Annotated in this window: 24 protein-coding genes; 7 read left to right on the top strand and 17 right to left on the bottom strand. The window is 73.3% G+C overall.

Annotated features, from left to right (window positions below; all coding sequences use genetic code 11):
* Positions 1 to 54 precede the first annotated feature (54 nt).
* Positions 55 to 900, bottom strand: a complete 846-nt coding sequence (locus Voc01_RS33030; protein ID WP_203931522.1) for an SAM-dependent methyltransferase — start codon at positions 898 to 900, stop codon at positions 55 to 57.
* Positions 901 to 1,090: 190 nt separating this feature from the next.
* Between Voc01_RS33030 and Voc01_RS33035 the strand changes: the two genes are divergently transcribed.
* Complete coding sequence (locus tag Voc01_RS33035) at positions 1,091 to 1,753, top strand: fasciclin domain-containing protein (RefSeq protein WP_203931523.1); 663 nt, start codon at positions 1,091 to 1,093, stop codon at positions 1,751 to 1,753.
* A 63-nt stretch (positions 1,754 to 1,816) separates the two neighbouring features.
* Here Voc01_RS33035 and Voc01_RS33040 read toward each other — a convergent pair whose 3' ends face one another.
* The 10 genes from Voc01_RS33040 to Voc01_RS33085 form a co-directional block, all read right to left on the bottom strand.
* Positions 1,817 to 3,208 (bottom strand): HAMP domain-containing sensor histidine kinase, encoded by a 1,392-nt coding sequence (locus Voc01_RS33040; protein WP_239160634.1) that lies wholly within the window; start codon positions 3,206 to 3,208, stop codon positions 1,817 to 1,819.
* Positions 3,205 to 3,912 carry a response regulator transcription factor gene (locus tag Voc01_RS33045; protein ID WP_203931524.1) on the bottom strand — a complete coding sequence of 236 codons (708 nt, stop codon included), beginning with the start codon at positions 3,910 to 3,912 and terminating at the stop codon, positions 3,205 to 3,207. The genes Voc01_RS33040 and Voc01_RS33045 overlap by 4 nt, the downstream gene beginning before the upstream one ends.
* Positions 3,913 to 3,932: 20 nt before the next feature.
* Positions 3,933 to 4,739 (bottom strand): FAD:protein FMN transferase, encoded by an 807-nt coding sequence (locus Voc01_RS33050; protein WP_203931525.1) that lies wholly within the window; start codon positions 4,737 to 4,739, stop codon positions 3,933 to 3,935.
* Positions 4,736 to 5,197 carry an FMN-binding protein gene (locus Voc01_RS33055; protein ID WP_203931526.1) on the bottom strand — a complete coding sequence of 154 codons (462 nt, stop codon included), beginning with the start codon at positions 5,195 to 5,197 and terminating at the stop codon, positions 4,736 to 4,738. The genes Voc01_RS33050 and Voc01_RS33055 overlap by 4 nt, the downstream gene beginning before the upstream one ends.
* Before the next feature lie 19 nt (positions 5,198 to 5,216).
* A complete protein-coding gene (locus tag Voc01_RS33060; protein WP_203931527.1) occupies positions 5,217 to 6,626 on the bottom strand; it encodes a ferredoxin reductase family protein in 1,410 nt (469 codons plus the stop codon).
* A 65-nt stretch (positions 6,627 to 6,691) separates the two neighbouring features.
* The gene (locus Voc01_RS33065) at positions 6,692 to 7,438 is read right to left on the bottom strand and encodes an ABC transporter permease (RefSeq protein WP_203931528.1); all 747 of its coding nucleotides are present in this window, start codon (positions 7,436 to 7,438) and stop codon (positions 6,692 to 6,694) included.
* Positions 7,435 to 8,394, bottom strand: a complete 960-nt coding sequence (locus Voc01_RS33070) for an ABC transporter ATP-binding protein (RefSeq protein ID WP_203931529.1) — start codon at positions 8,392 to 8,394, stop codon at positions 7,435 to 7,437. The genes Voc01_RS33065 and Voc01_RS33070 overlap by 4 nt, the downstream gene beginning before the upstream one ends.
* Positions 8,395 to 8,544: 150 nt before the next feature.
* Positions 8,545 to 10,638, bottom strand: coding sequence for a M48 family metalloprotease (locus Voc01_RS33075; RefSeq protein WP_203931530.1), 2,094 nt, complete (start codon positions 10,636 to 10,638; stop codon positions 8,545 to 8,547).
* 92 nt (positions 10,639 to 10,730) lie between these two features.
* Entirely contained in the window at positions 10,731 to 11,240 is a 510-nt protein-coding gene (locus Voc01_RS33080) for a hypothetical protein (RefSeq protein ID WP_203931531.1), read from the bottom strand.
* A gap of 37 nt (positions 11,241 to 11,277) precedes the next feature.
* Positions 11,278 to 11,781, bottom strand: coding sequence for a hypothetical protein (locus tag Voc01_RS33085; protein ID WP_203931532.1), 504 nt, complete (start codon positions 11,779 to 11,781; stop codon positions 11,278 to 11,280).
* A gap of 403 nt (positions 11,782 to 12,184) precedes the next feature.
* Here Voc01_RS33085 and Voc01_RS33090 point away from each other — a divergent pair, with 403 nt between their 5' ends.
* Positions 12,185 to 13,021 carry a hypothetical protein gene (locus Voc01_RS33090; RefSeq protein ID WP_203931533.1) on the top strand — a complete coding sequence of 279 codons (837 nt, stop codon included), beginning with the start codon at positions 12,185 to 12,187 and terminating at the stop codon, positions 13,019 to 13,021.
* A 47-nt stretch (positions 13,022 to 13,068) separates the two neighbouring features.
* On the opposite strand, the gene Voc01_RS33095 is transcribed toward Voc01_RS33090, so the two are convergent.
* Positions 13,069 to 13,758, bottom strand: a complete 690-nt coding sequence (locus Voc01_RS33095; protein ID WP_203931534.1) for a DUF2202 domain-containing protein — start codon at positions 13,756 to 13,758, stop codon at positions 13,069 to 13,071.
* A gap of 205 nt (positions 13,759 to 13,963) precedes the next feature.
* On the opposite strand from Voc01_RS33095, the gene Voc01_RS33100 reads away from it, so the two are divergent.
* Positions 13,964 to 14,860, top strand: a complete 897-nt coding sequence (locus Voc01_RS33100) for a universal stress protein (RefSeq protein ID WP_203931535.1) — start codon at positions 13,964 to 13,966, stop codon at positions 14,858 to 14,860.
* Positions 14,857 to 15,786 (top strand): CE1 family esterase, encoded by a 930-nt coding sequence (locus Voc01_RS33105; RefSeq protein ID WP_203931536.1) that lies wholly within the window; start codon positions 14,857 to 14,859, stop codon positions 15,784 to 15,786. Before Voc01_RS33100 ends, Voc01_RS33105 begins: the two co-directional genes overlap by 4 nt.
* Positions 15,787 to 15,789: 3 nt before the next feature.
* On the opposite strand, the gene Voc01_RS33110 is transcribed toward Voc01_RS33105, so the two are convergent.
* Positions 15,790 to 16,290 carry a hypothetical protein gene (locus tag Voc01_RS33110; protein ID WP_203931537.1) on the bottom strand — a complete coding sequence of 167 codons (501 nt, stop codon included), beginning with the start codon at positions 16,288 to 16,290 and terminating at the stop codon, positions 15,790 to 15,792.
* 15 nt (positions 16,291 to 16,305) lie between these two features.
* Positions 16,306 to 17,643 (bottom strand): alpha/beta family hydrolase, encoded by a 1,338-nt coding sequence (locus Voc01_RS33115; protein WP_203931538.1) that lies wholly within the window; start codon positions 17,641 to 17,643, stop codon positions 16,306 to 16,308.
* Positions 17,644 to 17,792: 149 nt separating this feature from the next.
* Between Voc01_RS33115 and Voc01_RS33120 the strand changes: the two genes are divergently transcribed.
* Genes Voc01_RS33120 through Voc01_RS33130 form a run of 3 tightly spaced genes read left to right on the top strand, consistent with a single transcriptional unit; the run spans position 17,793 to position 19,727 of the window.
* Positions 17,793 to 18,638: a universal stress protein gene (locus Voc01_RS33120; RefSeq protein ID WP_203931539.1), complete on the top strand. Its 846-nt coding sequence runs from the start codon at positions 17,793 to 17,795 to the stop codon at positions 18,636 to 18,638.
* Entirely contained in the window at positions 18,635 to 18,838 is a 204-nt protein-coding gene (locus tag Voc01_RS33125; RefSeq protein WP_203931540.1) for a DUF1918 domain-containing protein, read from the top strand. Before Voc01_RS33120 ends, Voc01_RS33125 begins: the two co-directional genes overlap by 4 nt.
* 19 nt (positions 18,839 to 18,857) lie before the next feature.
* Positions 18,858 to 19,727 carry a universal stress protein gene (locus tag Voc01_RS33130; RefSeq protein ID WP_203931541.1) on the top strand — a complete coding sequence of 290 codons (870 nt, stop codon included), beginning with the start codon at positions 18,858 to 18,860 and terminating at the stop codon, positions 19,725 to 19,727.
* Positions 19,728 to 19,735: 8 nt separating this feature from the next.
* Here Voc01_RS33130 and Voc01_RS33135 read toward each other — a convergent pair whose 3' ends face one another.
* The 3 genes from Voc01_RS33135 to Voc01_RS33145 are packed head-to-tail and all read right to left on the bottom strand — an operon-like array spanning position 19,736 to position 25,298.
* Positions 19,736 to 22,615, bottom strand: coding sequence for an alkaline phosphatase D family protein (locus tag Voc01_RS33135; protein WP_203931542.1), 2,880 nt, complete (start codon positions 22,613 to 22,615; stop codon positions 19,736 to 19,738).
* Positions 22,612 to 24,984, bottom strand: a complete 2,373-nt coding sequence (locus tag Voc01_RS33140; RefSeq protein ID WP_203931543.1) for a PEP/pyruvate-binding domain-containing protein — start codon at positions 24,982 to 24,984, stop codon at positions 22,612 to 22,614. Before Voc01_RS33140 ends, Voc01_RS33135 begins: the two co-directional genes overlap by 4 nt.
* Positions 24,981 to 25,298, bottom strand: a complete 318-nt coding sequence (locus tag Voc01_RS33145) for a hypothetical protein (RefSeq protein WP_203931544.1) — start codon at positions 25,296 to 25,298, stop codon at positions 24,981 to 24,983. The genes Voc01_RS33140 and Voc01_RS33145 overlap by 4 nt, the downstream gene beginning before the upstream one ends.
* Between the last annotated feature and the right edge of the window lie 107 nt (positions 25,299 to 25,405).

Here is a 25,405-nt window from a genome sequence, read left to right on the forward strand (position 1 = left end):
ACCGGAAAGCGAGAAGTCGCAAACCGCGTCTGCGCTCTTTGTGGCCCGAACCGTTCAGGCGGGGCCGGCGACGATCGCGAAGCCGTGGGCCGACGGGTCGTAGGGCGTGCCCGCGACGTCACCGAGCAACCGGTCGCATCGCAGCCCCGACGCCTCCAGTTCGGTCATCAGCGCCGCGTCGTCGAAGTGCTGTAACCAGTTGCAGAAGACCGATGTCCGGTTCTCCTCGACGATCTCGTACCGGTCCAGGGTTACCTTCTCGAGCTCGTACCGGAAGGTGTTGCGGAAGCCGAAGTAGGGGTGGGGCGACCAGAAGCCGTCGTCGAGCATCGGGGCGTACGTCGCCGACTCCCGGCTGGCGTCGAAGGCCGCCAGGGACCACACGTCGAACAGGAAGTATCCGCCGGGCTTGAGCAAAGTGCGCACGGTCGAGAGGAGTCGCCCGCGCTGACCGGGACCGAGCGCGCAGAAGTCACAGAAGATCAGGATGACGACATCGAACCGGTGACAGGTCCGGTAGGTCAGGTAGTTGGCCGCCACGTACTCCACGGTGAGGCCGGCCCGGTCGGCCACCCTCCTGGCATGGTCGATGGAGCCGACCGAGAAGTCGACGCCGACCACCGCGGCACCGGTGCGCGCCAGGCGGTTGGTGTACAGGCCAGGGCCGCAGCCGAGATCCGCGACCGCCGTCCCGTGACCGAGCCCGAATGTCCCGGTCATCCACCGCACCGATCGCTCGATGAACGCCGTCGTTCGCGAGGCGAGGTCGTTCGACCCGTCCAGATGATGCCGCAGCATGCGTTCGGCGCGGTGCGGCTCGGTCCACAGCTCCTCGACGGTGTCGTGGGCAAAGATCGGTGGACGGGTGTTCATTGTCCTGAGCCGGGTGAACATCGTCATGGGCACATACCACCGCCGTCCGGCGACCGGGATGAGGGACGAAGGTCCTGTGTGGAGTGTCCTGGCGACCCGGCGGAGTCCGGGCGCGGTGGCCGAATGGCCATCCTCTGCATCCGTCGGGCGGGTCCGCGGCGAATCTTCTGGCGTGACGGCCGTCACCCACCTGACCGTTTCGCTGAAAGGCCCTGCCATGAAGCTTGCCCGTCTGGCTCGCCGCCTCTTCGTCGGCGCCGTAGCAGCCTCCGCAGCCACGACCCTGACCCTCACAGCGACACCCTCCGTCGCGTGGGCCACAGGCGGCTCCGCGGCCCCGTCCGGCACCCGGTCGCTGGCGGCGGTGCTCACCAGTGACACCAGTGGTTTCGACCGCCGCCCGCACGACTTCGACATCCTCACCTCAGCCGTCCTGGCGGTCCTGTCGGCCAAGCCGACCTCGCCCGTCAAGGTCCTCACCGACGGGACGGTGGCACTGACCGCGTTCGTACCGAACGACGCGGCGTTCCAGCGCCTCGTCCAGGACATCACCGACTCGCGTCGCTGCCCGTCCGAGGAACAGGCCTTCACCGCCGTCGCCGGACTCGGTATCGACACCGTCGAAGCCGTGCTGCTGTACCACGTCGTGCCGGGCGCCACCATCGACGGGAAGACCGCCCGCCGCTCCGACGGCGCGGCCCTGACCACCGCCGCCGGATCGACGGTGACGGTCGACGTGAAGGACTGGCACGTGGTGCGCCTGGTCGACAAGGACACCAACGACCGTGACGCCCGGGTCGCGTCCTTCGACATCAACAAGGGCAACAAGCAGATCGCCCACGCCATCGACCGCGTACTGCGCCCGAGCGACCTGCCGTAACAACCGTTCCACGCCCGGGCGCCCGCGGGCGCCCGGGCGGTGCGGCACCCGCCGCGACATGCGTCAGATCAGGCGGGGCAGCCGGATGGTGATGACGGTCCCGTGTGGCGTGTGGGATGTGGCGGTGACGGTGCCGCCGTGCTGGTGGGCGGTCTGCGCGACGATCGCCAGGCCCAGACCGGAGCCGGGCAGGCCGCGGGCGGCGGCCGCCCGGTAGAAGCGGTCGAAGACGTGCGGCCGGTCGGCCGCGTCGATTCCCGGGCCCGTGTCGGTGACGGTCAGCCGGCAGTGGTCGGGACCATCGAGCTGCAGTCCGATGTGGACGGTCGCGTCGGGCGGGCTCCACTTGGCGGCGTTGTCGAGGACGTTGAGGACCATGCGTTCGAGCTCGCCGGGTCGGCCGTGCACGGTCACCGGGTCCAGGTCGGCCGCGAAGGCGATCCGTGGGGCGCGCACGCGTACCCGTTCCAGCGCGGCATCGACGACGTCGGTGAGCTCGACCGGCTCGAGCTGTTCCCGGGTGGTCTCCTCACGTGACAGCTCGACAAGTTCGGCGGTGAGGGTGGCAAGCTCGCCGACCTGGGCGTCGAGGTCGTCGAGGAGCCTGGTCCGCTCCTCAGGGGGCAGGCGGTGGGCCAGGTCCGGCTGGCGCTCGACGGCGAGCAGAAGCTCGATGTTCGTGCGCAGGCTGGTCAGCGGGGTCCTAAGCTCGTGACCTGCGTCCTCGACCAGGGCGCGCTGCGCCTGGCGGGCGGTGCCGATGGCGGTGAGCATCGTGTTGACCGAGCGGCCCAGGCGGGCGATCTCGTCGGCGCCCCGCACCGGGACCGGGCGGTCGAGGTCCATCGTGAGTGCGACCTTCTCGACCGCATCGGTGAGCTGCTGGACCGGCATCAGGCCGGCCCGGGCGACCGCGCGGCCGAGCAGCGCCGCGACGCAGATCCCGATGACACTGCCGACGACCAGGAGGACCGCGAGCAGGGCAAGGGTGTCCTCGACCGGGTCCTGGTCGAGCGCCACCTGGACCGCGCCGCCGCCGGTGGCGGGGACGGTGAGCATGAGATGACGGTGGCCGTCGACGGTGACGGTCTCCTGGACCGGGCTCCGCCGGCCGGCGGCGACCTGCCGGGCCTGATCGGTGACAGGCAGGTCGCCGCCCCACGTGCTGACGACCGCGCCGGCCGGGTCGAGGATCTGCCAGCGCGGACCGACGTTGTGGTGATGGTCGTCGTCCTCCTCGTCGTCGCGACGCCCGGCGCCGGCGGTCTGCCAACGGTCCGGGTGCGCGGCAATGGCCCGGGCGTCGGTGCGCAGCTGTGACTCCTGCTGGTGGTGCTCGATCTGCGCGACGGCGGCGAACGCCAGCCCGGCGACGGCCACCACCGCCACGGCCACCGCGCCGGTGACGAGCAACGCCAGCCGGGCGTGCAGCGTCCGCCCGTGCCACCACTTCACAATGGCTCCTCCCGCAGGACGAACCCGACGCCGCGCACGGTGTGCAGCAGCCGGGGCCCGCCGTCGGCCTCCAGCTTGCGACGGAGGTACCCGAGGTAGACGTGGACGCTGTTGGACGTCTCGCCGAAGTCGTACCCCCACACCCGTTCGAACAGGACCGACCGGGTGAGCACCTGCCGGGGGTGGCGGAGGAACACCTCCAGGATCGCGAACTCGGTGCGGGTCAGCCGCAGCGGGCGGTCGCCGCGCCGGACCTCGCGGGTATCCGGGTGCAACCGGACGTCGGCGAAGGCCAACCAGCCGTCGTCGCCGGGCGTCGTCGCGGCGGATGGCTGCGTGGCGATGAGGGACCGGCGCAGCAACGCGCGCAGCCGGGCCTGGAGTTCCTGGAGCGCGAACGGCTTGACGAGGTAGTCGTCGGCTCCGGCGTCGAGCCCGGCGACACGGTCGCCGACGCTGTCGCGGGCGGTGAGCATCAGGACGGGCAGCAGCCGCCCCTCGGTGCGCAGCTGCCGGCAGGTGTCCAGTCCGTCCAGCACCGGCATGCTGACGTCGAGGATCATCAGGTCTGGCTCGTCGGCGTGGACGGCGTCGAGCGCCTGTTGGCCGTCACCGACCGCCGTGACCTGGTACCCCTCGAACCGCAGCGTGCGCGCCAGCGAGTCGCGCACCGCCGTGTCGTCGTCGACCACGAGAATCCGCATCCGTGCCTCCGGTACCAGCATCACCCCGCGGCCGCGTCCGCGAGACCCGGTTCGCCGACCGACCAGCCCTCGGTGACCTGGACCAGCCCGGACGCGCCGACCATCAGGGCGTCGTACCCGTCCAGGCGGTCGAGCCAGGCCAACGCGTGCGGTCCGCGGGCGGCGGCGGCGGTGGCGTACACGTCGGCCCACATCAGGTCCGGCCCGGTGACGGTCACCGACCGGACCGCCGTCGCCGGCCGGCCGGTGTGCGGGTCGAGGATGTGCGCGCCGCGGTGCGCGGTGCCGGAGGTGGCGACCGCACCGGCGCGCAGGGTGACCACGTGCAGGATCAGGCCCGGGTCGTCGGGGTCCTCGATCCCGATCCGCCACGGCGGATGTCCGGGCGGGGTGCGCACCAGGACGTCGCCGCCGGCGTTGAGGCACCACCCGTACCCGTCGAGGTCGGCCAGGTGGGCCGCGGCCTCCCGCACCGCCCACCCCTTGACCAGGCCGGACGGGTCGTAGCGCGGGGCACCGGTGCGCGGGTCGGGCAGGCCGCGCGGGTCGAACCAGCCGTCGGTGCGGGTGCGCGCGTCCTCGCACAACGCGATGACCCGGGCGAGCGCCGGGTCGGCGTCGGCGGGGGAGAGGTCGCCGCGCTCCCACCGGGACAGGTCGCTGTCTTCGCGGTACGGGCTGAGCGCGGCGTCGATGTGCCGCAGGTAGCCGAACACCGCCGCCACCTGCCGGTAGGCCCGGGGCGAGTCCGGGTCGGTGCCGCGCAGGTGGACGCTGACGGGCAGGCCCATGATCTGCTCGACCCAGGCGCGGTGGGGCGGCGTCACGAAAGGTGGGCGGCGTCGAGGGCGGCCTGCAGCGACTCGATGTAGCCGTCGCTGGTCACGGTCGCTCCGGAGACGGTGTCGATGTCGGCGCTCTGCGCGTCGAGCGTCTCCCGCTTGAGGATCGGCAGGGCGCGGGCATTGATCTCCTGGTCGCGCCGGTTGGCCGTCGGGTACCGGGGCACCGCCACACTGGTGATCTTCCTGTCGGTCACCGTGATGGTGACCTGCACCGCACCCCACCGGGTCTGCACGACCGAGCCCTCGTAGATGGCGCCGTTCGCCGAGCCGCTGGTGGATCCGGCACTCGCGGACGGCGCCGCCGCGACGGCTGCACCGGGATCCGTCGCGGCGGTGCCTCCGGCCACCGCAGGCCCGGCGCCCATGGTGCTGGTGCGGTAGCTGAACAGCAGCGTGAGCGCCGCGACGGTGGACAGCAGCCACCAGGTGATCCGTCGCACTGTGGGTTCCTTCCGTGGGTTACCAGGCGAACTGTTCGGTGTGCAGGCGCCTCTCGGGTACGCCGGCGGCCACCGCGGCGGCGCGGGCGGCGGCGGCCCATCCGTCCGGACCGCAGACGTAGACGTGCGCGTGCGGCACCATCGGGACGATCCGGCGCAGCATCGCGGCGTCGTCGTGCCCGGCGTGGCCGGCGGGCAGCCAGGACGTCCGGTCGGCGCGCGGCCCGTACAGGTACCGGACGCGCACGCCGCGGTGCCGGGCGAACCACTCCAGCTCGTCGCGGAAGGCGACCTCGGCCTCGCCGCGGGCCCGGTACACCACCGTCGCCTCACCCGGTCGGTACGGCAGCTCGCCGAGCAGCGACAGCAGCGGCGTGACGCCGATTCCGCAGGCCAGCATCACCACCGGCCCGCCCGTGTAGCGCTCGCCGGTGAGCTTGCCGTACGGCCCCTCGACCAGCGCCCGCGTCCCCGGCCGCAGCGCGGCCACCCGCGCGCTGCCGTCGCCGAGGTCCTTGACAGTGATGCGCAGAAGGTCGGTGCGCGGTGTCGCCGACAGCGAGTACGGATGGGCACGCGACCATCCCGGTCCGTCCAGGAACCGCCACTGGAAGAACTGGCCGGCACGCACCGGCAGCCGGTCCAGCCGCCGGCCGGTCAGGTACACCGAGGTGAGTCCGGGGCCCTCGGGCACCACGTGGCTGACGACGAGCCGGTGCCGCCAGCTGCGCCAGGCCGGCAGCCCCAGCCGGTACACCAGCACCGCTCCGGCCCCGGCGGTGTACAGCGTCCACCAGTAGGCGCGGGCGAGTGGCGAGGCGACGAAGTCCGCGCCGGTCCACAGCTGGTGCGGCAGGGCGAGTCCGACGCCCAGGTAGGCGTACAGGTGCAGCAGGTGCCACGACTCGTACCGCAACCGCCGCCGGGCCCGCCGGACCGACGTCACCACCACCATCACCAGCGCCGCCGTGCCCGCCGTGGCGAGCAGCATGCCGGGGAGGGTCACGATCATGTCCCACAGCTCGCCGAGCGGTCCGGTGTGCGCCGTCCCGGCGTAGCCGAGTGTGATCAGGGCGACGTGGGCGAGCATCAGGTGGAACGAGGCGAACCCTGTCCACCGGTGCCAGCGGGCCAGCCGGTCCTGCCCGAAGGCCCGCTCGACCGCCGGGACCCGGGCCATCAGCAGCACCTGGACGAGGAGCAGGTCCGACGCCAGCAGCCCGGTCAGCCGACCGAGCGCCGTCACCGCCTCCGGGCCGCCGGCGGACAGCTGCCGCAGGCCGCCGTTGGCCACCCACAGCGCGGTCACGACGATCAGGCTGACCCCGGCGGCGGCACCGACCGCGTCGGCCCACCACCGGGGCGTCGACCGGCGCGGGGGAGCGCCGGTGTGCGTGGCCGGCGTCCGGGCGTGGGTGGTCGTGGTCATGCGTCCACCATCGGCCGCCGGGCTAAGGGCGGCCGGTGCGGAGGATAAGGATTCGGTAAGAACCGCTATGCCCGTTGGCGCAGCGCGGGGACGGCCAGACCGCCCGCCACGGCGACGATCGCCAGCAGGACGGCGGTCTCGGCCCAGTTGACGCCGCGTCCGAGCCACGGGTCCTGGACCGCGACGACGAGGTGCCTGAGCGGCAGCGCGGTGGCGATCCCGCGGAGCGCGCCACCGAGCACCTCCGGCGGTGGGCCGCTGCCGGAGACCATCATCATCAGGAACCACAGCAGGACGCCGATGCCCTGAGCGGCCCGCGCCGTGCGGACGGCCACCCCGATGAGCACGCCGAGTGCCCCGAACGCGACCACCCCGAGGACGAGCGCGAACCCCACGCCGGCCCACGACTCCGGCCACGTCACGTCGTAGCGGACCCGGGCCATGGCGAGCAGGACCACGGCTCCCGCCACCGCGCCCACGAGCATCACGAACAGCTGTGACGCGAGCAGCACCCGCACCGGCAGGCGGGCGGCCCGCAGCCGGCGCAGGACGCCGCGCTCCCGGTATGAGGCGAGGTGCACGGGCAGCCCGATGAGCCCGAGCGAGGCGACGACCAACGCGATGTAGGCCGGGGTGTAGAACGTGATGGGTCCGACCCCCTCGTAGACCGACGGGTCCGGCGTGTTGCCGAAGACCTGGGCCAGGACGAACAGCACGAGGGGCGGCAGCGCGAGCGTGAAGATGACGGTCACCGGTTCGCGGAGGAAGAGCTTGAGCTCGATCCACGACACGGACCGGACAGCGCGGATCATGACGCCTCCTCCGGGTGGTTGCCCGACGCCAGCAACGCGACGTATGCCTCTTCGAGCCCGACCCGTTCGACGGACAGCTCGGTGTCGGCGTGCCCGGTCACGTGGAGGTGGTGTCCGAGCGCGGTCAGGAAGGCGCCGGTGCCGCGCACCGCGACCGTCCCGTCGACCCGGCCGGCCTCCACGACGCCCGGCAGCCGGCCGATGCCGTCGAGGTCGATGCCGTCGCCGTCGGTGCGGTCGCCGTCCAGGTCGTTGGACGCGAACCGCACGCGGGTCCCGCCGCCGTACCGGTCGACCAGCCCGCCTGGGGTGTCCTCGGCGACCACCCGGCCGCCGACCATGACCGCCACCCGGTCGCAGAGCCGCTCGGCCTCGTCCATGAAATGGGTGACGAGCACGACTGTCGTGCCCTCGGCCCGGACCCGTCCCACGAGATCCCACACCTCGCGCCGGTCGGCCGGGTCCAGCCCGGTGGTCATCTCGTCGAGAAACACCAGCCGCGGCCGCGCGACCAGCGCGAGCGCGACGAACAACCGCTGCCGCTGCCCGCCGGACAGGCTGCCGAAGGACGCGTCGCGTCTGCCGGTCAGTCCCCATTCGGCCATCACCGCGGCCTCGTCGACGCGGTGACGCGCCAACGACGCGAACAGGTGCACCGCCTCGCCGACGCGCAACCGGTCAGGCAGGGCGGAGTCCTGCAGCTGCACCCCCACCAGCCCGGCCACCCGGTCCGGTTGTGCCTGCGGGTCGAGCGTTCCGAACAGGCGCACCCGGCCGCTGTCGCACCGGCGCAGCCCGTACGCGCACTCGACGGTGGTGGTCTTGCCCGAGCCGTTGGGGCCGAGGATGCCGAAGATTTCGCCCTCGGGCACGACGATGTCCACACCGTCGACCGCCGTCCGGTGGCCGTACCGCTTACGCAGGCCGACGATCTCGAGCGCGGTACCCGTGCCCATGGCTGTCACCCCTCCCGGGCCGCCGGTCCGACGGGCCGGCCCTTTCGATGCCGAGCCTGGCCGCGCCGGTGCGCGAGGGGACGGGTCGTTGGTCCGACCGGTCCGGGTCGTTGGTCCCGGCGGACACGACCATCGGGCGGCCGGACACGGTCATGCCGTCAACAGGATGGTCGGAACGATCGCGCCCGGAAAGGCTGCGATGAGTGCCGCGACGACCAGGGTGAGCACCGTCGTCGCCCCGGCGACGACGACCGGCCGCGGGCCGCCCTCGTGTCCGAACAGCGCCGCGGCCGCGACGAGCAGGCCGAGCGCGACGCCCAGCGCGACGGAGAGCCGGCTGACCGTCCAGATCGCGTCCCAGGACGGCATGGTGCCCTGCACGAGGTTGAGGGTCACCAGGCCGCACACCACCGTACCCACCGCGACCGGTCCGGCCACCGCCGCCAGGGCAGGGCCGCGCGACGCCGACCGGACGGACAGCGCCATGGTCGCCGCGGCGGCGGCGACAGCCGCGATCCACACCGCGGTGTAGAACCGCTGGACCTGTGCCGCCTCGGTGGTCGCGGCACCCCTCAGTGCCCGGTTCGCTGCCAGGACAACGGCGCCGCCGCTGCCCGCCGACAGTCCCACGACGAGGGCGGTGAGACCGCCCGGCGAGGCGGGCGTCCGGTCAGGGGCGGGCGGGCCGACGCTCAGCCAGGCGGGCAGAACATCCGACCCGCGCCCGGTCAGCGCGGTGACGGCCGCAGCGGTGGCTGACGCGCCGGCGAGCAGCACCGCCGGTGCGGCCAGTCCGGTGACAGACCAGGCCAGCAGCCAGCTCATACCGGCACCGTCGGCCAGCAGTTGCGCCTGTCCGGCGATCCAGAGTGCCACGGTGTACACGGCCGTAGTCACCAGCACGGCGGGAATCCAGACCGCTCGTGCGTGTCGCGTGCGGCCGGCGTACCCGGCCAGGAGGGCGGCGGCCGAGCCGCAGACCATGGTGGCGCCGATGGCGAACGAGGCGGAGACGAGCAGCCACACGGGTTGCTCCAACCCGGCGAGCCGGCCGGTGCCGGTTCCGGCAACGGCCACGATCTGGCCGACCGCCACGCCGAGCCCCACGCCGACCGCCGCTGGCGCCAGCACCGGAGACTGCCCGACGACGCGGCAGACCAGAACCTGGCGGATGAGTGCCAGACCGATGACCGGCCCCAGCAGGGCACCAGCGGCGAGGGCTCCCGCCAGTCGCGCACCGGCCTGCGCCGCGGTCCCCACCGTCGCGGTCCATCCGATCTCGACGACCAGCGCGACGGTGGTGGTGGCGAGGAACCCGGCGACGAGGGCATCGACGAACGACAGGGAGGCGACGGTCTGCGGACGATCCAGGACGGCGAGGCGCCGGGCGGGGGACGGGTGCAGCGCCAACGGCCCACGCCGGTACCAGGGGCGGCCACCGGCGTCCCGCGCATGGGAGAGCGCGGACCGAAGGGCGCCCTCCCACCGTCCTTCCGCGGCCCTGAGGTCGGCGTCGTGTTCGCGGGTACGAAGCGTGGCCACGGTGACCAGGTGAACGACGACGGCAAGGACCGTCACCCGCCACAGATACCCCGGCAGCAGGGAGAGACCGGTGCCGGTGACCGCCACCACGACCGGCACAGCGAGCATGGGTCCGACGACGTACCAGACCGAACTCGCCACGGCCGTCCACGCGACATCGCCGTGCCGCAGATGCGCCAACTCGTGACGCATCACCGCGTCGAAGACGGCCGGATCGCTGCGGTACGCCGCCAAAAGGCCGCGAGTGAGGGCGACACGGTGCACACCCGGGCGACCATAGGCGAACGGGTCGGCGAGATCCGACCGTCCAAGGCGGAGCCGCACCGTTCGGCGCAGGCCCATGCCGGCGGCAAGCTCGGCGGCACGCCGCTCGACCGCGACCGAGGCGACTGTCAGGGGACGCAGCCGCCAACGCCGGCGGACGACGAGCGGGGTGAGGAACACGACCGCCGATCCGGCCAGCATGGCGGTCAACGCGCCGCCGAGCATGTATCCGGCCCGTTCCCGTTCGGCCGGTGCCCGGCACCGGTCGGCCACCTGGATCCGGCGTGCGGTGGCCCGCGGCTCTGGCAGGGTGAGGGGCGTGCGTGAGGCCTCCTGCTCGCAGGCCTCGGCGCGGGCCAGGTACGCGTCGCGACGCAACTCCAGATGTAGCCAGATCCCGGCGAACGCACCGGTGATGACCAGTACCACGGCCAGCATTCCGAACCGCGCCAGGCTCGGTGCCGGAAAGGCGAGGACGCGGGGACGAGGGTCCGGACCCGGCGCCGCGACACTCGCTTGACCGGCGTAGGTCATGGCCGGCCGCCGGCGGAGGATGGCTGCAGACTGCCCTTGACCGCGTTCGCCAGCGTTCGGGCTTTCCGGTCCTTCCCGGTCAGGGCAAGCGCGTTCTCGTACACCTTCTGCCATACGTCGTCGATCTGCTCGGGTGACAGCCGGGCCGGGACAGCCGCCGGGGTGCCGCGATGGAACAGCCGGCGTAGCCATGCGATCAGCCGGGGCCGGGTCTCCTGCTGAACCGCTTCGACCGCGGCGCCGGCGAGGTACTCGATGGCGGCGATCGCTACCGGCAGCACAAAGGTGGCCAGCCCCGAACCGATCTCCGCCAGGTCGAACCCGCCGCGATGGTCCCGCTCCAGCGGCGGGCGCAGCACCAGGTCAGGATCGCGGACGTAGTCGACCAGGTCCTCCTCCAGCGTCTCCGCCTGGACGGGATCCACCCTGGCGACGACCGCCCGGGCCAACTCCGCCGCCCGGATCCGCTGATCGCGGGTCAGTTGCGGAACGGAAGGAACAGCCATGATGACGCCCTTCGGACTCGGAATTGGGGCGGTCGCTTCAGATACCGGCAAGCTGGGCACATGTCGTGGCACCGAGTTCGGTCGCCGCGGCTTCGATCCGGGCCCCGATCCCTTGGGACTCCTTGTACAGGCGGTCCTCGGAGTCGAAGTCACCGCGATCCATTGCGGCCGCCCGCTGCGCACCGTTCGCCGCGTAGTCGTTGAGCGCACCGACCAGCGCCGTGAGCGGACCGTAGCCCAGAGCCTCGAGCTCGCTCGCCGCTCCGCTTATCGCCTGGTTCGAAGCGATCTGACTGCGCACCGGATCGTCGCGGTCCTTGTTCTGCCGGTAGTAGTCCAATGCCTGTTGGCAGACAGCGTTGACCCGGCCGATGTCGACGTCCGCCCGGCCGGTCGTACCGGCCGTCGGGCTGGGCCTGGCGATAGGTTGCCGGGTTGCGCTGCCGGTGGCGGCCGGCGCTCCGCCACCGTCGATACCGCCCTCGCTGGACGGCTCGCCGCCGCACCCGGAAAGCAGGAGGGCGGCCGACAGCAGAATCATCCCGACCCGTGACAGGTACAGACGCGGTGTTGGCACGGGAACCTCCCACGCACTGGATCCGTTGTTCACAACAGCTACCGTCAAACTCCCGCCGTGGCGATGACGCGTTCAGGGCCGTTGGTCCCGTCCAGTTTTCCGAAGTTGCACATGGCGACACGCGGTCGGGGTCTCCGAGCGCGGGACTTTGGTCCCTGTCCGGTGCAGGCCGGGAGCGCTCGACTTGGCGCGTACCCGAACGGTTCTCCGCGCGATCGAGGCGCGATCGAGCGTGTGCCGCATCGCGCCGCCGGTCGGGCGACCAGGAAGGAGAAATGTCATGAACGCTTCACGCGCGTCGAGATCGTGGCTGCGGGCCGGCACCGTGATCGGCACGGTACTCGCGACGGTGGTGGGTCTGAGTGGCGTGGCCGCCGCGTCCGCTGCGCCGAAGGGATTCGTAGTACATACCGGCGACCTTGTGCTGTCGTCCGTCGCGGGACGGTACACGGGCACGATGCCGGTGAGCGTGCGCAATGCCAGCGGCAATCCGGCGGCGAGCCCTTTCATGAAGGTCACGTTGCCTGACGGGCTGCGCTTTGTCGGGGCCGGCGTGCCGTGCCTGGTGCTGTCCGACGGCTGGGGTTGCGGCCTGGGTACCTTCGCCGCGGGAGAGCGGCGGACGGTGACCCTCAGCTTCGGTTCGTCCGCGGGTCCGGAACGCTTCGCGCGGATCACCGCCGCCGCAACCGTGACGGTGACCGACGGCCAGGCGGCACCGGACGCCCGCGCGACCGACCGGTACGCCGGAGTGCTCCGCTCGATCTTCGGCTCCGTCCGTCATCCACGGCCCTACACGCCGTCCACCGTCTACGATCTGGCCCTGACCGCCAACGGCGGTTACACGGTGACCCGTGCCGCCTCGGCGGTCACCATCCGGCTCCCGCTCGTCGCGCGGAACCGTACCGACGCCACCAACGACGGCGCGTACGTCGGAGCCACTGTCGACGGGGTGAGCGTGCTTCCCGGCGTCGATCCGAGCGCACCGTGCACGTCGGTCTGTCCGGTTCCCGGCGAGCGGTGGCTGGTCAAGGGCGAGGTTCGGTACTTCGCGCTGCTGGTCCGCATGCCCCCGGAGACCGCGGCGGGCAGCTACCACGTTCAGGCCCATGCCGAGTTGGCCCTGGACTTCGCGCCTCCGATCGTCGACATGACGCCCGCGGACAACACCGTGGACGTCACCGTCGTCGTGCCGGCAGCCTGACCGACGGCATGGCCGTGGACCCCGAAAGGGTCCACGGCCGTCGGTTCTCACCGGTCGCCGAAGGCGGCCAGGTGCCGCTCGGAGGCCCGCAGCAGCATGGTGTAGACATGCGTGACGTCGGCGGCGGTCAGGCCGTCGAGGGCCGCGCGCAGGTCGGCGATGTCAGCGCGTTCGACCTCCGCACCCACCTGCAGGGCGGCGGTCAGGTTCGCGGACCCCCGCGCGAGCAACCGGTCGTAGGTCGCCTGGACGGTGCTGTCGCTGAACTGGCCGGCGGCCTTTCCGGCGGTCGGGTCGGCCAGCTTGTACCGGTCCAGCAGCGCGCGGACCATGGCCAGGTGCTGCGTCTCGGACCGGGCGATCCGGTCGAAGACGACCGCGTCGTACCGGGTCGCGAACGCGGTGTACAGGTCGTGGGCGAGCTTCTCCTCCTGCGCCATGGCGGCCAGGGTGGTCTTCTGGGCCTCGCTCAACGTGCCGGCCGGCACGGTGGACAGGCAGCCACCGGCGCCGGGACCCATGCCGTCACCGTGCCCGGTGCCCATGCCGCCGCCACCCATGCCACCCATACCGTCCATCCCGCCGTGCCAACCCGGGCCGGGTCCGGACGTGGCGGTGACGGTCGGACCGCCGAACGGTCCCGCTCCGGCGAGCGCGGGTGCGGCCACCGCGACCCCGCCGAGGGCGATCGCCCCGGCGGCCACCAGGATCGCCGCCCGTCGTGTCGTGATCCCCATCGCGTCCTCCTTCATCGATCGGACCCGGCAACCGTCGCGCCGTGCCGTGTGCTCGCGGTGGAGGTGATGTGGAGACGGTATGGAGCCGCGGACCGCGGTCGTGGGGCCGAACGGCGGTAGGCGGTGGGACCAACGGCCCCTGATCCGCCGGTATCCGGCGCGGATGATGCAGTGCGGGGGAGGCCGAGCGGAAGGGGTGACCGCCATGACGGCGCAACCCAGCACCGGCAGCAGCGCGCCTGGAGTCGGACGCGCCGCCACCGAGCCACGCCCGCACATCCTGGTCGGCGTCGACGGCGGAATCGGCGGATGGATGGCCCTGGCGTGGGCCCGCGACGAGGCGATCGCCACCGCGGGGCGCATCACGATCTGCCACGCCGGACCGCCACCCGCCGGAGGGTCCACTATGGACGCTCTGACGTTGGCCGATCCGCCGTTGGCGCGCGCGGTGCACGACGTCCGTCAGCGGATCGGCGGCGAACGGGTCGACCTGTGGCTCGCCGACGGCGACCCGGCGGGACTGATCGCGGAGGCGGCCGAGACCGCCGCCGCCGACCTCGTCGTCGTGGGCCCGCCCCTGCACGGCGGGACCCGGTCGACGGCAGCGCGTACCGCCGGCACCTGCCGACGCCCGGTGGTGATCGTCCGACCGGGCCAGGACGAACCGCGGCTCCCGTTCGCCGGTCACGTGGTCGCCGCCCTGGGTGGCGGGCCGTGCGACGCGCGGGTCGCCGACTTCGCGGTGCGCTACGCCGCGGTCCATCACCTGCCGGTCGCCGCGGTGCATGTCAGCGCCGAGGGGCCTGGCGACTTCTGGTTCGACGAGGACACCCTGGAGACGCACTTCGCCGTCGAGCCGCCGCAGATCGCGACGCTGGCCCGGGTGCTGGAACCGCTGCGGATCCGCCACCCGCACGTGCCGGTGCGGCTGTGCGTGCTCGCGGGGTCCGCGTCGGCGCGACTCGTCGTGGCCACCGCCGCCGCGCGACTGGTGGTCGTCGGCCGTCGGCATCACCGCCCGCTGACGCCGGCGCTGGGCGGAACCAGCGGCGCACTGGTCCGGAACGGGGTCCCACCGGTCGTGGTGGTGCCCTCCGCATGACGGCACGGAAGGGGTCGACGACCATGGCCCGCTGGGTGACGGCGATCGCGACGGGAATCCTCCTGCTGGCAGCCTGCGGCACAGCACCGGGCGGCGGGGACGCCGCGGACACCTCCGCACCGCCCACGGCAACGACGACCCTGCGCGTCGGTGACCGGTCGGTGGCCATCCACGTTCCGGACACGTCCACCGGCGCGTCGGCGCTGCCGCTGGTCATCGCCCTGCACGGGTACACCGCCAGCGGCGCCGAGATGGAGTCGTACATGAACATCGCCGCCGAGGCCGACCGGCGTGGCTTTCTGTACGCCTACCCGGACGGGTCGCGGGACGTTCGCGGCGACCGGTTCTGGAACGCCACCGACGCCTGCTGCGACCTCTACGGCAGCGGCGTCGACGACTCCCGGTACCTCAGCGACGTCATCGACGCGCTCCGTGGCGCCTACCCGGTCGATCCGCGCCGCGTCTATCTCGTCGGGCACTCCAACGGCGCGTTCATGGCCTTCCGCATGGCGTGCGACCACGCCGACCGGGTCACGGCGGTAGCGGCGTTCAACGGCGCCATGTGGCAGGACACGGCCAGGTGCCGGCCGTCGGCACCGGTCAGCGTCCTCGCGATCCACAGCACCCACGACGAGTCGATCGCGTTCGGCGGCGGCTCCCTCAGCCGTGCCTACCCGTCCGCCGACCGGACCGCCGCCGACTGGGTGACCCTCAACCGGTGCACGGGTTCCGGCACCGATACGGCGGCGCTCGACGTCGTCGCCGACCTGCCGGGTGCGGAGACCGCGGTACGCGAATTCGCCGACTGCGCCGGCGGTTCCACGGTGCGCACCTGGACCATCGACGGTGGGGCGCACGTGCCCCGGCTGGCCCCGGCGTTCACGCCCGCGATGCTGGACTTCCTCCTCGCCAGGGCCAGACCGTGAGGGTCACACCCGCGCGGCGGGCTCCCGTTCGTTTGACGTCACGGCGGCCGCGGCACGGTGCTCGGCCCGCAGCAGCAGCGCCATCGCCGGCAGCATCACCAGCACGAAAAGGATCTCCGGCCCGAACACCCAGAGGACGCCGTAGAACGCGATGACGGCGACATAGGCGATCAGGGTGCGTCGTCCACCGCTGGCCGCCAGGACGCCGACCGCCGCCTCGAACACGGCCAGCAGGCCGATGAACACGACAGCGTTCGGAACGACGACGGACTCCCAGGTGTCGGTGATCCACCCGGAGACGGCGGGATCGGCGAATCCGGAGTAGTCGTCGCCGTCCACCAGGTTGATGACGTGCAGCAGCGCGCCACCGACGAGGAACAGGACGGCCACCGCGGCGCGTCCGACGTACCTGGCCCTCGCACTGCGATGCGCGAAGACCGCGGCGAGCACCGTCGCGGCGGCGCACACCAACCAGACGGCGATGAAGAACGGGTTGTCTTCCATGGTGACCTCCTTCGGTCAGGCCGCCACCGACTCCGGTGACCGCGCCGGCTGGACCAGGTACCGCCAAAACCAGGTGACCGCGAGGTCGGCGACCGTCTCCAGGGCACGTGGCTCCTCGAACAGGTGAGTGGCGCCGGGAACGACGACGAGCCGGTTCGGACAGGTCAGGCGGGCTTGCGCCGCGCGGTTGAGGTCGAGGACCGCGGTGTCCGCGCCGCCGACGATCAACAGCGTCGGTGCCGCGACCGCCCGCAGGTGCTCCCCGCCGAGATCCGGCCGCCCGCCACGACAAACGACGGCCGCCACCTGCCCGCACCGCGGATCCGCCGCGGCCCGCAGCGCCGCAGCCGCGCCGGTGCTGGCCCCGAACAACCCGACCGGCAAGCCGGCGAGGTCCGGGCGGTGGCGGATGTGGTCGACCACCGCGGCCAACCGATGGGCCAGCAGCCCGATGCCGAAGACGCGGCCGCGGTCCCCTTCCTCGGCCGGGGTGAGCAGATCGAACAGCAGAGTGGCCAGACCGGCGTCGGAGAGCCGACCGGCGACGTACCGGTTGCGGGGGCTGTGCCGGCTGCTGCCGCTGCCGTGCGCGAACACCACCAGGCCGCCCGCGCCGGGCGGAACACACAGGTGCCCGGCCAACCGGGCCGAGGCCGCGTCGACGGTCACGTCGACGTCGGTGCCCGGTGGATGGACCGCCGGCAGCGGTGCGGCGTGCTCGCCGGAGGCCCGTGCCAGCAGGCCGCCGACAGTCTCGTCCGACACCGGCGTGAAGTCGACGTACCACTCGCCGACCGCCGTGAAGGACGGCGGTGACGCCAGGCACACGACCTCGTCGGCCACCCGTCGCAGCGCCTCCAGCGATGTGGGCGCCGCGACCGGTGTCGCCGCGATGACGGCCGCGGCGCCCTGCGCCCACGCGATCCGGCACGCGGCCCGCATCGTCGCACCGGTGGCCACGCCGTCGTCGACGATCACCGCGGTCCGGCCGGCCAGCTTCAGCCGCGGCCGGCCGTTGCGGAGCCGCTCCGCACGCCGGGTCAGGTTGGCGCGCGCCGCCCGGTCCAGCGCGTCGAGCTCGCCGGTGCGGACACCCGCGTCGTGGATGACGGCGGGGTTGAACACGTACACGCCGTCCTCGCCCACCGCTCCCAGCGCGAGCTCCGGTTGGAACGGCACCCCGATCTTGCGCACCAGGGCGACATCGAGCGGCGCCTCGAGGACCTCGGCCACCTCGAACGCCACGGGTACGCCTCCACAGGGCAGGCCCAGGACGACGACATCGCGACCACGCAGGTGGGAAAGCCGCCGAGCCAGGCGGCGGCCGGCCTCGCTCCGGTTCACGAAACGCATGACAGTCACCTCCTTGTACTGCAGAACATGCGCCCGCAGGACCGGGTCGGGGAGGGCCGATCTACTCACCGCGGCGGGACCGTCGACCCTGGGACCCTTCCCGGCGCGGACACACAATCACGGTGGAACCGCACGTGGGAGGTGCCGTCATGGAGGCATCGGTCATCGTCGGAGTGGACGGGTCGCCGTCCGCTGCACACGCCGCCGAGCTCGCTGGTGAGCTGGCCGTCCGGCACCGGCTGGCGCTGGAGGTGGTACACGTCTTCAGCTGGCCGGCCATGTACCCGCCGTTCCTGCCACCGTCGGTCGTCAAGGGCCTCGACCCGCGTCCGCTCGCAGCGGAGATCGTCGGCACCGTGGCGACGGCCGTCGGCCAGCGCCACCCGTACCTGTCCATCGGCACCCGCGCCGTCGACGGCAACGCCGCCGGTGTGCTCGTCGACGCCTCCCGGCACGCGGCCTTCCTTGTCGTCGGCCACCGCGGGCTCGGCGGCCTGACCGAGATCGTCGTCGGCTCGGTCGGCGTGTACGTCGCTGCGCACGCGCACTGCCCCGTCCTCGTGGTTCGCGGCGACGCCGGACCGTCGGGTGCGCCAGTTGTCGTGGGGGTCGACGGATCGACGCCGGCCCGCACCGCCGCCGCGCACGCGTTCGCCGAGGCCGACAGCCGCCACGCCGACCTGTACGTCGTTCACGCCCGCGTCGGCGGGTCGACCGGTGACCCCGTCGACCTCGACCTCGCCGACCTGGTGGGGCGGTACCCGGACGTCAAGGTCCACCGCGAGGTCCGCACCGACGACCCACCGGCGGTGGTCATCTCGAGGCTCGCCAGCGATGTCGGCGCGGGTCTCGTGGTCGTGGGGTCGCGGGGCCTCGGCGGCTTCCGCAGCTTGCTTGTCGGCGGCACCAGCCGGATGCTCGTCGACCACGCGCCCTGCCCGGTGATGGTGGTTCCCACCAACGCCGTCACCCGACTTCAAGGAGGCACGTCATGAGGGCACAACCCGGAGACCGGCTCGTCCTGGAGGGCGTCCACGCCGGCGACCCGCGGCGGGTCGGGATCGTCACCGAGGTCCGGGGTATCGCCGGTGCACCGCCGTACCTGGTCCGCTGGCTCGACAACGACCACGTCACGCTCGTCTACCCCGGACCCGAGGCGAGGGTCGAGTCGCCACGGGCGAAGAGCCGTACCTGAACGCGTGAGGGAGGAACCGATGTCCAGCGAGTTGAAGCCCGTGGTGGTCGGTGTCGACGAGTCCCCGGCCAGTCGCGGGGCGGTGTGGTGGGCGGTGCGGGAGGCACGGTTCCGCCGCACGCGGCTGCTGGTGGTGCATTCGGCGTCGGAGGCGCACCCGGACCGGGCCGCGGAGGTCGCCGACGATGCCCTGCGGCTCGCCCGGGGTCTGGGCCCCGATCTGGCGGTCGACGCCGTCGTCGACGACCGGCCCGCCGGACCGGCGCTGTGCCGGGCGGCGGCCGGCGCCACGCTCGTGGTCGTCGCCAGCCGCGGCCTCGGCGGGTTCACGGGCCTGCTGCTCGGATCGGTCAGTGCGTACGTGGCGACCCACGCCGAATGCCCGGTCCTCGTGGTCCACCACGGGGAGCGCTGGGCCGGCCCGGAGGCGCCCGACAGGTCCGCGCTGCCCGTCGTCGTGGGAGCGGGGCCGTACGGAACACCGGCACCTGTCCTGGAGCCGGTGCTGGACTTCGCGTTCACCGAGGCGCGCCTGCGTCGCACGTCGGTGGTGGCGCTCCGGTCGTGGCGGCCGCCGCCCCCGGCGTGGCGTAGCGACGTCCGTCCGCTCGTCGCTGACGTGGCGGAACTGGAGACCTCGGAGCGCCTGGACCTGGCTGACGCGTTGAAGCCCTGGCGGCACAGCCACCCGGAGGTCGCGGTCCGGCAGCGCCTGTCACCGGTGGGTGCGGCCGCGGCCCTGGTCGACGCCGGGTTCGAGGCACAGCTCGTCGTCGTCGGTGCCCATCGCGTCCGGGCCGAGGCCCTGCGCCTGGGATCGGTGAGCCAGCAGGTTCTGCACCACGCGCCGTGCCCGGTGGCGATCGTCCACCCGTCCGTCCACAGTTGACGGTCGGCTCAGGTCGGCACGGCGATCGTCGTGTGGTAGGCCACGAGCGTTTCGCCACGCCAGTTCCGGCCGGCCAGATCGACCTCCACCGTCGGGCCGCCGTCGTCGGTCACCGACAGGGTCCCGAACTGACCCGCGCCCGGGAATGCGCCCTCGCTGTACGGCCCGCCCTTGACGTTGCCGGGCCGGTCCAGCGCGGCCGCGTGCAGCAGCGGGAACCCACCGGACCCGGTGGAGCTGTAGCCGGTGTGACTCCCGTCGTCGATCGCGACCATGTGCGCGTCACCGGCGAGCATGACCAGGTTGCGGATCCCGGCGCCGGCGACCACATCGGCGAGGTGCCGACGCTCGGCGGGGTAGGCGCCCCAGTTGTCGGCGGCCGGGTCCGGCGCGGCGATCCACGGGTCCGGGTTCACCCACACCACGAGCGCGTGCGTGCGTGCCGACGTCACCAGCTCGTTCTCCAGCCAGGCCAGCTGAGGGGCGCCGAGCATCGTCGTCGCGGTGCGTTCCGACCGGGTGTCGGTGAGCACGAACCGGACCCGGCCCACGCTGAACGCCTGGTAGATGGCACCGTTGTCGCCTGCGGGCATCGGGTGGTGGGGCACGTGGCCGCGGTAGGCCGCCCGCGCCACGCCCCGCGTCGGCGCGGTGGAGTCGGCGTCGTTCGGCCCGTAGTCGTGGTCGTCCCACACATAGGAGACGGGCACCGACCGGTACAGCGCCGCCTGGGCGGGAGCGGTGAGCACCCGCCGGTACAACGCGTCGAACAGGGCCGGGTCGGCCGCGGCCGGGTTGCCGTAGTGGAGGTCACCGGTCTGCAGGTACAGAAGCGGGTGGACCGCCGCGATCGCGTCGAACACCGACCCGTTGGACCCGGTGCGGGCGCACGACCCGAGTGCCACGGTGAACGAGGCCGGGCCGGTCGGCATCGTCCGTAGGCGCCCGACGCCACGGCTGTGGTCGGGCGAACCGTCGACGTCCAGGACGTACGCGTATGGTGTGTCCGGCCGTAGCCCGGTAGCGGTCAACCGGACCACCCGTCCCGGTCCGGCGGGAACGACCTCCGTGGTCACCTCCGTGGCACCGGGGTCCGGGCGCAGGACCAGCCGCGCCGAACGGTGTCCCCTGGCGAGCTCCGCGACGACCGTGGCCGACGTTCCGGTGACGCCTCCGCTCCACACCCAGACCACGCGGTCGACCGGTAGCACCGCCGCGGTCGACTCCGGATGCGCGGGCCCGAAGAAGTGTGCGTAGGCGACCGACGCGCCGGCCCAGGTCCCGGCGCACAGCACGACGGTGACGGCCGCGACGGCCGCGAGGGCGGTGCGGGTGCGTCCGTGCTGCCACGCCAGCCACAGCCCGGCCGCCGGCAGGAGAAAGGCGGCCGCGACCAGCATGCTGACAAGCGGCTGGTACGCCAGGGCCGACAGCACGCCCAACGCGTTGCCGACCAGCGCCAGCAGGACGGCGGCCGGTGCGTTCCACCGCCACGACACCGCCCACGCCGCGGCGGCCAGCAGGAGCAGGCCCAGCTGCACCGGCCGCTCCAGCTGGCTGACCAGGCCGTCGCCGTCGGGGTTGCGGGGCACGCCGACCGTCAGCGCCAGCCCGGCCAGAACGGCGACGGCCGCCAGCAGCGACAACCGGCTGACCCGGCGCACCGCCAGCCGCCGGCGCACCGGCATCGGCAGCAGCACGGCGGGCGCGTGCCGCTGCCCGGCCGGGCCGGTCGTCCGGTGCCACGGGCAGGCGTCGCAGTGCCGGTGCCAGCGTCCGTGCCCGAGGATCCACAGGACGGTCAGCACGATCGTGGTGCCGATGAGGACGCCGCCGACCGCGTCGGACCACCAGTGCACCCCGCGGTACAACCGCAGCGCCGTCGTGGCCACCACGGCGTAGCCGAGCACCCCGAACGCACCCCAGGCAAGCCACCGTCGCCGGAACAGCACGAGCACGGCCATCGGTACCAGGCCCGCGATCAGGGTGGCCTGGATCAGGTGGCCGCTGGGGAACGAGTCGGTCCAGTGCGCCAGAACGCTGCTGGGCGGCCGTGGCCGGTCTATCGCCGCTTTGACCGCACCGTCGACCAGCAGCCCCGCCGCGACACTGCCGAGGTAGGCCAGCGCGAACGGCACACACCGCAGCGTGCCCAGGCCGATGACGACCACGAGCAGCACCGACACGCTGGTGCGGCCGAAGAGATCCAGCGCCGCGAAGTCGTCGGCCCAGTCCCATCCCCGTGCGGTGTCGTGGAACCAGGTGTCCGCCGCGGCGAACATGTAGGGGGCCCGCGCCATCATGAGCACCATCAGAGCGGCGGTGGCGCCGGTTGTCGCGGCCGCCCAGCCCAGGAGCGACGACGGGTGGAGGTCGGCGTCGTGGGGTGCCGGCGGGCGTTGTCCGAGCGGGGTGCGCGCCAGCAGAGGCCGCTGCCATCGCGGGATCCGTGGCCACGTGACGAAACTGATGCCGGCGACGGCTGCGACGAGCCCGAACAGGGCCGTGGCGGCCAGGCTCACGGCCCACAGCCAGGCGATGTCCCGGATGTACCCGACCGGGTTCAGGTAGTTGGCGGTGGCGCCGATCCCGACGTACACCGCGAGGCCCGCGGCCGCAAGTGCGGTCACCAGGTAGCTGATGCGGGGTCGCAGCCCGTCGAGCAGGCCGGCGTCGGCGGGCCCGCCGGTGAGCACCTGCCGGGCGGTGGCGTGGGCCTCCAACGTGACACGGCGGCTCGACGAGCGGCGCCGGCGGGCGTGCACCGCGTCGCGGACGAGTGTGTACAGCGACAGCGCGATGCCGGCGCCCATGACGGCCGGCACGAAGATGTGCAGGCGGTCGAGGTCGGAGTCGGCGTACCAGTTCTCGTGCCGCTGCCCGGTCATGGCGCCTGCGCCTCCTCGTGGACGGTCACCTCGCCGGCGGTGCCGTCGACGGTGACGAGCCGGCCGTCCAGGGCGGCCATGGCGCCGGGCAGGTTCAGCACCGCGGGGACGCCGAGTTCGCGGGCCACGATGGCCGCGTGCGACAGCGGGCCGCCCCGTTCGACGACGACCGCGCCCGCCCGCATGAACAGCGGCGACCAGCCGGCGTCGGTCGCTGTCGCGACAAGGACCTCGTCGTCGCCGAAGGAGGTGGTCAATGGATCGGTGACCGCGTGGGCGCGGCCGGTGTACCGGCCGGGGCCGGCGGCCCAGCCCCGGAGCCGGCCGCCGGACGGCGCGACGGCCTCCACGGGTGCCGGCCGTCCGACGAACCGCTCCGGCAGCGGCGGATCGACCGTCCACCGCCGGATCCACCGGCGTCGGCGCGCGAGTTCGGCGGGCGCCGGTGGACAGCCGCTGAGCGCCGCGTCGAGTTCGGTGCGGCGCAGCAGGTCCACGTCTGCCGGCCGGTTTAGCAGACCACGCTCGTGCAGCCGGCGTCCCAGGTCCAGGTGGACGCGCCGGGTCTCGCCGCCGAGCGCGAGCACCGCGGCCTTGACCCGTTCCCGGCGGCTCAGCCCGTCGGTGACGTCGTCGGCCAACCGCTGGAGAACGTGGATCCGGACGTCGACGACCTGGCCGGTGAGCCACCGCACCCGTCGCCATTTCGGGTCGGACTGCAGACGTCTGCGGACGGCGCGGCGGGCGGCGTCGTCGGCGGACGGCGTCGTCGGCGCGACGGGCGGCGGCCCACCGGACTCCGCCCACGTCGGGCCGGCGAACACCGATCGCGACGCACCGGCCGGCGGCGGGGGAGCGAGTCCCGCACCGGTCGTCAGCCGTTGGACGGCCGTGGCGGCCTCGGCGGCGCCGAGATGGCCCGCCAACATGCTCTCCAGCTGTTGGTAGAGCCCGGCAGCGGCGGCGGCGACGGCGAGTTCGGCGGCCATCGCGCGGGCGCCGAGGTCGGTGAGCCGGCGCTGGTACGCCGAGAGCGCCGCGTCGTCCAGTGTGGACAGTTCCGGTGGCCGTGCGGTCACCTCCTCCACCGCGGCGACGACGACCTCCGCCTCGGCGGCCGACCTGCGTCGCGCCGCGGCGACCCGGGCATGGTGGCGGGCCAGCCGCAGCCGCCCCGGCCGGGTGGCGTCGTCCGTCGGGGCGCCGACGACGCCGAAGTACTCGCGTTCCAGGTCCTCCGGCGAGCCGCCCGGCAGGGCCGCCGCTACGGTCTTCAGCAGGTCGAGATTCAGCGCCGCCCGGCCGCGGACCCGTCGTACCAACCCGTGCGGGCCGGCCCGGTCGGCGGTGTACGCACCGAGCTGGCCCAGCACGGTACGCAGTGCCTCCTCGACGAGGAACGCGTCGATGTCCCAGACGAGCGGTGGCAGGACGCCGGGGAGCATCTCGGCGATCCCGGCCGTGGTGAGCTCGTCGGTGTCGACCGCGGTGTCGCAGCCATCACCGTCGACAGTGGATCCGGTGGTGATGGGCCGGGACTGCACCAGCCACAGGCGGTCGCCGTCCACCGCCCACTCCACGTCCTGCGGCTGTCCCGCCCACCGCTCCACCCGGAGCGCCAGCGCGACCGCGGCGCGGGCCGCACCCGCCGTATCGACGGGCAGGGCACGGTCCGGTACGGCGTCCGGTGCGTCGCGGACCGGGCGCCAGACCTCCGGCGTTCGGGCACCGGACACCAGAGCTTCGCCCAGTCCCGGTACGACCTCCACCCGCGACCGCCCCGGGTCGGTGGGGTCGACGGTGAACACCACCCCGGCCCACCGCGCCGGCACCATCCGCATGAGCAGGACCGGCATCGCGAGGTCCGCCCGCGCCAGACCCCAGGCACGACGATAGGCGCACGGCGCGGGATGCCACAGCGACGCCCAGGTCAGCCGGACAGCCCGCAGCAGCGCGGTGCGGCCGGTCACGTTCAACGACGACCGGTACTGTCCGGCCGACGACGCCCCGGCAAGGTCCTCGACGGTCGCCGACGACCTCACCGCGACCTGCCCGCCGGCGCCGACCCGGACGGCCGCGGCGACGATCGCGGTGGCGAGCCGGTCGGGGATCGCGATGTCGAGGAACGCCCGGTCGACGTCGTCGGCCGGGACCGGCACGCCCCCCGCGACGCGGCCGACGAGGTCGGCGAGGGCCGGATCGGTGACGAACTCGCGGTAGGCGGTGGCGGTGAGCGCGGCGGCCGGTGGAACGTCGAAGCCGGCGCGCGCCAGCCGGTCGATCATCGCGGCCTTGCCACCGACAGTGTCCGCACCGGCCGTCGCCCCGGCGCCGAGGATCACCACGGTGGCGGGTGCGACGGTGGTCACCGCCGGTCCCCGTCCCGGTCGGCGGCGCCGGTCAGGCCCGTCAGGTAGGCGGCCACCGCCCGGTCGACGACCCGGTCGACGGGTTCACCCGTGGCCGCCGCGTGCCGGTGGAGCCACGCCGCGAGGTCGGGACGGACGGTGACGCCGCGGCGGTCGGTGCGCTGACCGAGGACCACCGCGGCGATCAGCGCCGCGATCAACGCCAGAACTGTGGCGAGATCCCAGATGCCGGCGCTGATCGCGTCGAGCAGCCCGGCGACCACCGTGAGGGCGACGAGCCCGAGGAGGAGACGGTCGCGTGGTGAGGCGAACATGCCCGACCCCTTTCCAACGGTTCACCCCGGACGCTAGGACGGGTGCCGGACGGTCGGGGAGGGTCCTTCGGCCCGGCGCGCTGGGCCGGTCCGTCGCCTTAACGGGC

The organism is Virgisporangium ochraceum (assembly GCF_016863655.1).
Lineage (GTDB): Bacteria > Actinomycetota > Actinomycetes > Mycobacteriales > Micromonosporaceae > Virgisporangium > Virgisporangium ochraceum.

Bases quoted from the DNA above. Each gene is read 5' to 3' on its own strand.
- Voc01_RS33030 (WP_203931522.1), bottom strand. From the start codon at position 900: ATGACGATGTTCACCCGGCTCAGGACAATGAACACCCGTCCACCGATC.
- Voc01_RS33035 (WP_203931523.1), top strand. From the start codon at position 1,091: ATGAAGCTTGCCCGTCTGGCTCGCCGCCTCTTCGTCGGCGCCGTAGCA.
- Voc01_RS33045 (WP_203931524.1), bottom strand. From the start codon at position 3,912: ATGCGGATTCTCGTGGTCGACGACGACACGGCGGTGCGCGACTCGCTG.
- Voc01_RS33060 (WP_203931527.1), bottom strand. From the start codon at position 6,626: ATGACCACGACCACCCACGCCCGGACGCCGGCCACGCACACCGGCGCT.
- Voc01_RS33065 (WP_203931528.1), bottom strand. From the start codon at position 7,438: ATGATCCGCGCTGTCCGGTCCGTGTCGTGGATCGAGCTCAAGCTCTTC.
- Voc01_RS33070 (WP_203931529.1), bottom strand. From the start codon at position 8,394: ATGGGCACGGGTACCGCGCTCGAGATCGTCGGCCTGCGTAAGCGGTAC.
- Voc01_RS33075 (WP_203931530.1), bottom strand. From the start codon at position 10,638: ATGCTGGCCGTGGTACTGGTCATCACCGGTGCGTTCGCCGGGATCTGG.
- Voc01_RS33080 (WP_203931531.1), bottom strand. From the start codon at position 11,240: ATGGCTGTTCCTTCCGTTCCGCAACTGACCCGCGATCAGCGGATCCGG.
- Voc01_RS33085 (WP_203931532.1), bottom strand. From the start codon at position 11,781: ATGATTCTGCTGTCGGCCGCCCTCCTGCTTTCCGGGTGCGGCGGCGAG.
- Voc01_RS33095 (WP_203931534.1), bottom strand. From the start codon at position 13,758: ATGGGGATCACGACACGACGGGCGGCGATCCTGGTGGCCGCCGGGGCG.
- Voc01_RS33100 (WP_203931535.1), top strand. From the start codon at position 13,964: ATGACGGCGCAACCCAGCACCGGCAGCAGCGCGCCTGGAGTCGGACGC.
- Voc01_RS33105 (WP_203931536.1), top strand. From the start codon at position 14,857: ATGACGGCACGGAAGGGGTCGACGACCATGGCCCGCTGGGTGACGGCG.
- Voc01_RS33110 (WP_203931537.1), bottom strand. From the start codon at position 16,290: ATGGAAGACAACCCGTTCTTCATCGCCGTCTGGTTGGTGTGCGCCGCC.
- Voc01_RS33115 (WP_203931538.1), bottom strand. From the start codon at position 17,643: ATGCGTTTCGTGAACCGGAGCGAGGCCGGCCGCCGCCTGGCTCGGCGG.
- Voc01_RS33120 (WP_203931539.1), top strand. From the start codon at position 17,793: ATGGAGGCATCGGTCATCGTCGGAGTGGACGGGTCGCCGTCCGCTGCA.
- Voc01_RS33125 (WP_203931540.1), top strand. From the start codon at position 18,635: ATGAGGGCACAACCCGGAGACCGGCTCGTCCTGGAGGGCGTCCACGCC.
- Voc01_RS33130 (WP_203931541.1), top strand. From the start codon at position 18,858: ATGTCCAGCGAGTTGAAGCCCGTGGTGGTCGGTGTCGACGAGTCCCCG.
- Voc01_RS33135 (WP_203931542.1), bottom strand. From the start codon at position 22,615: ATGACCGGGCAGCGGCACGAGAACTGGTACGCCGACTCCGACCTCGAC.
- Voc01_RS33145 (WP_203931544.1), bottom strand. From the start codon at position 25,298: ATGTTCGCCTCACCACGCGACCGTCTCCTCCTCGGGCTCGTCGCCCTC.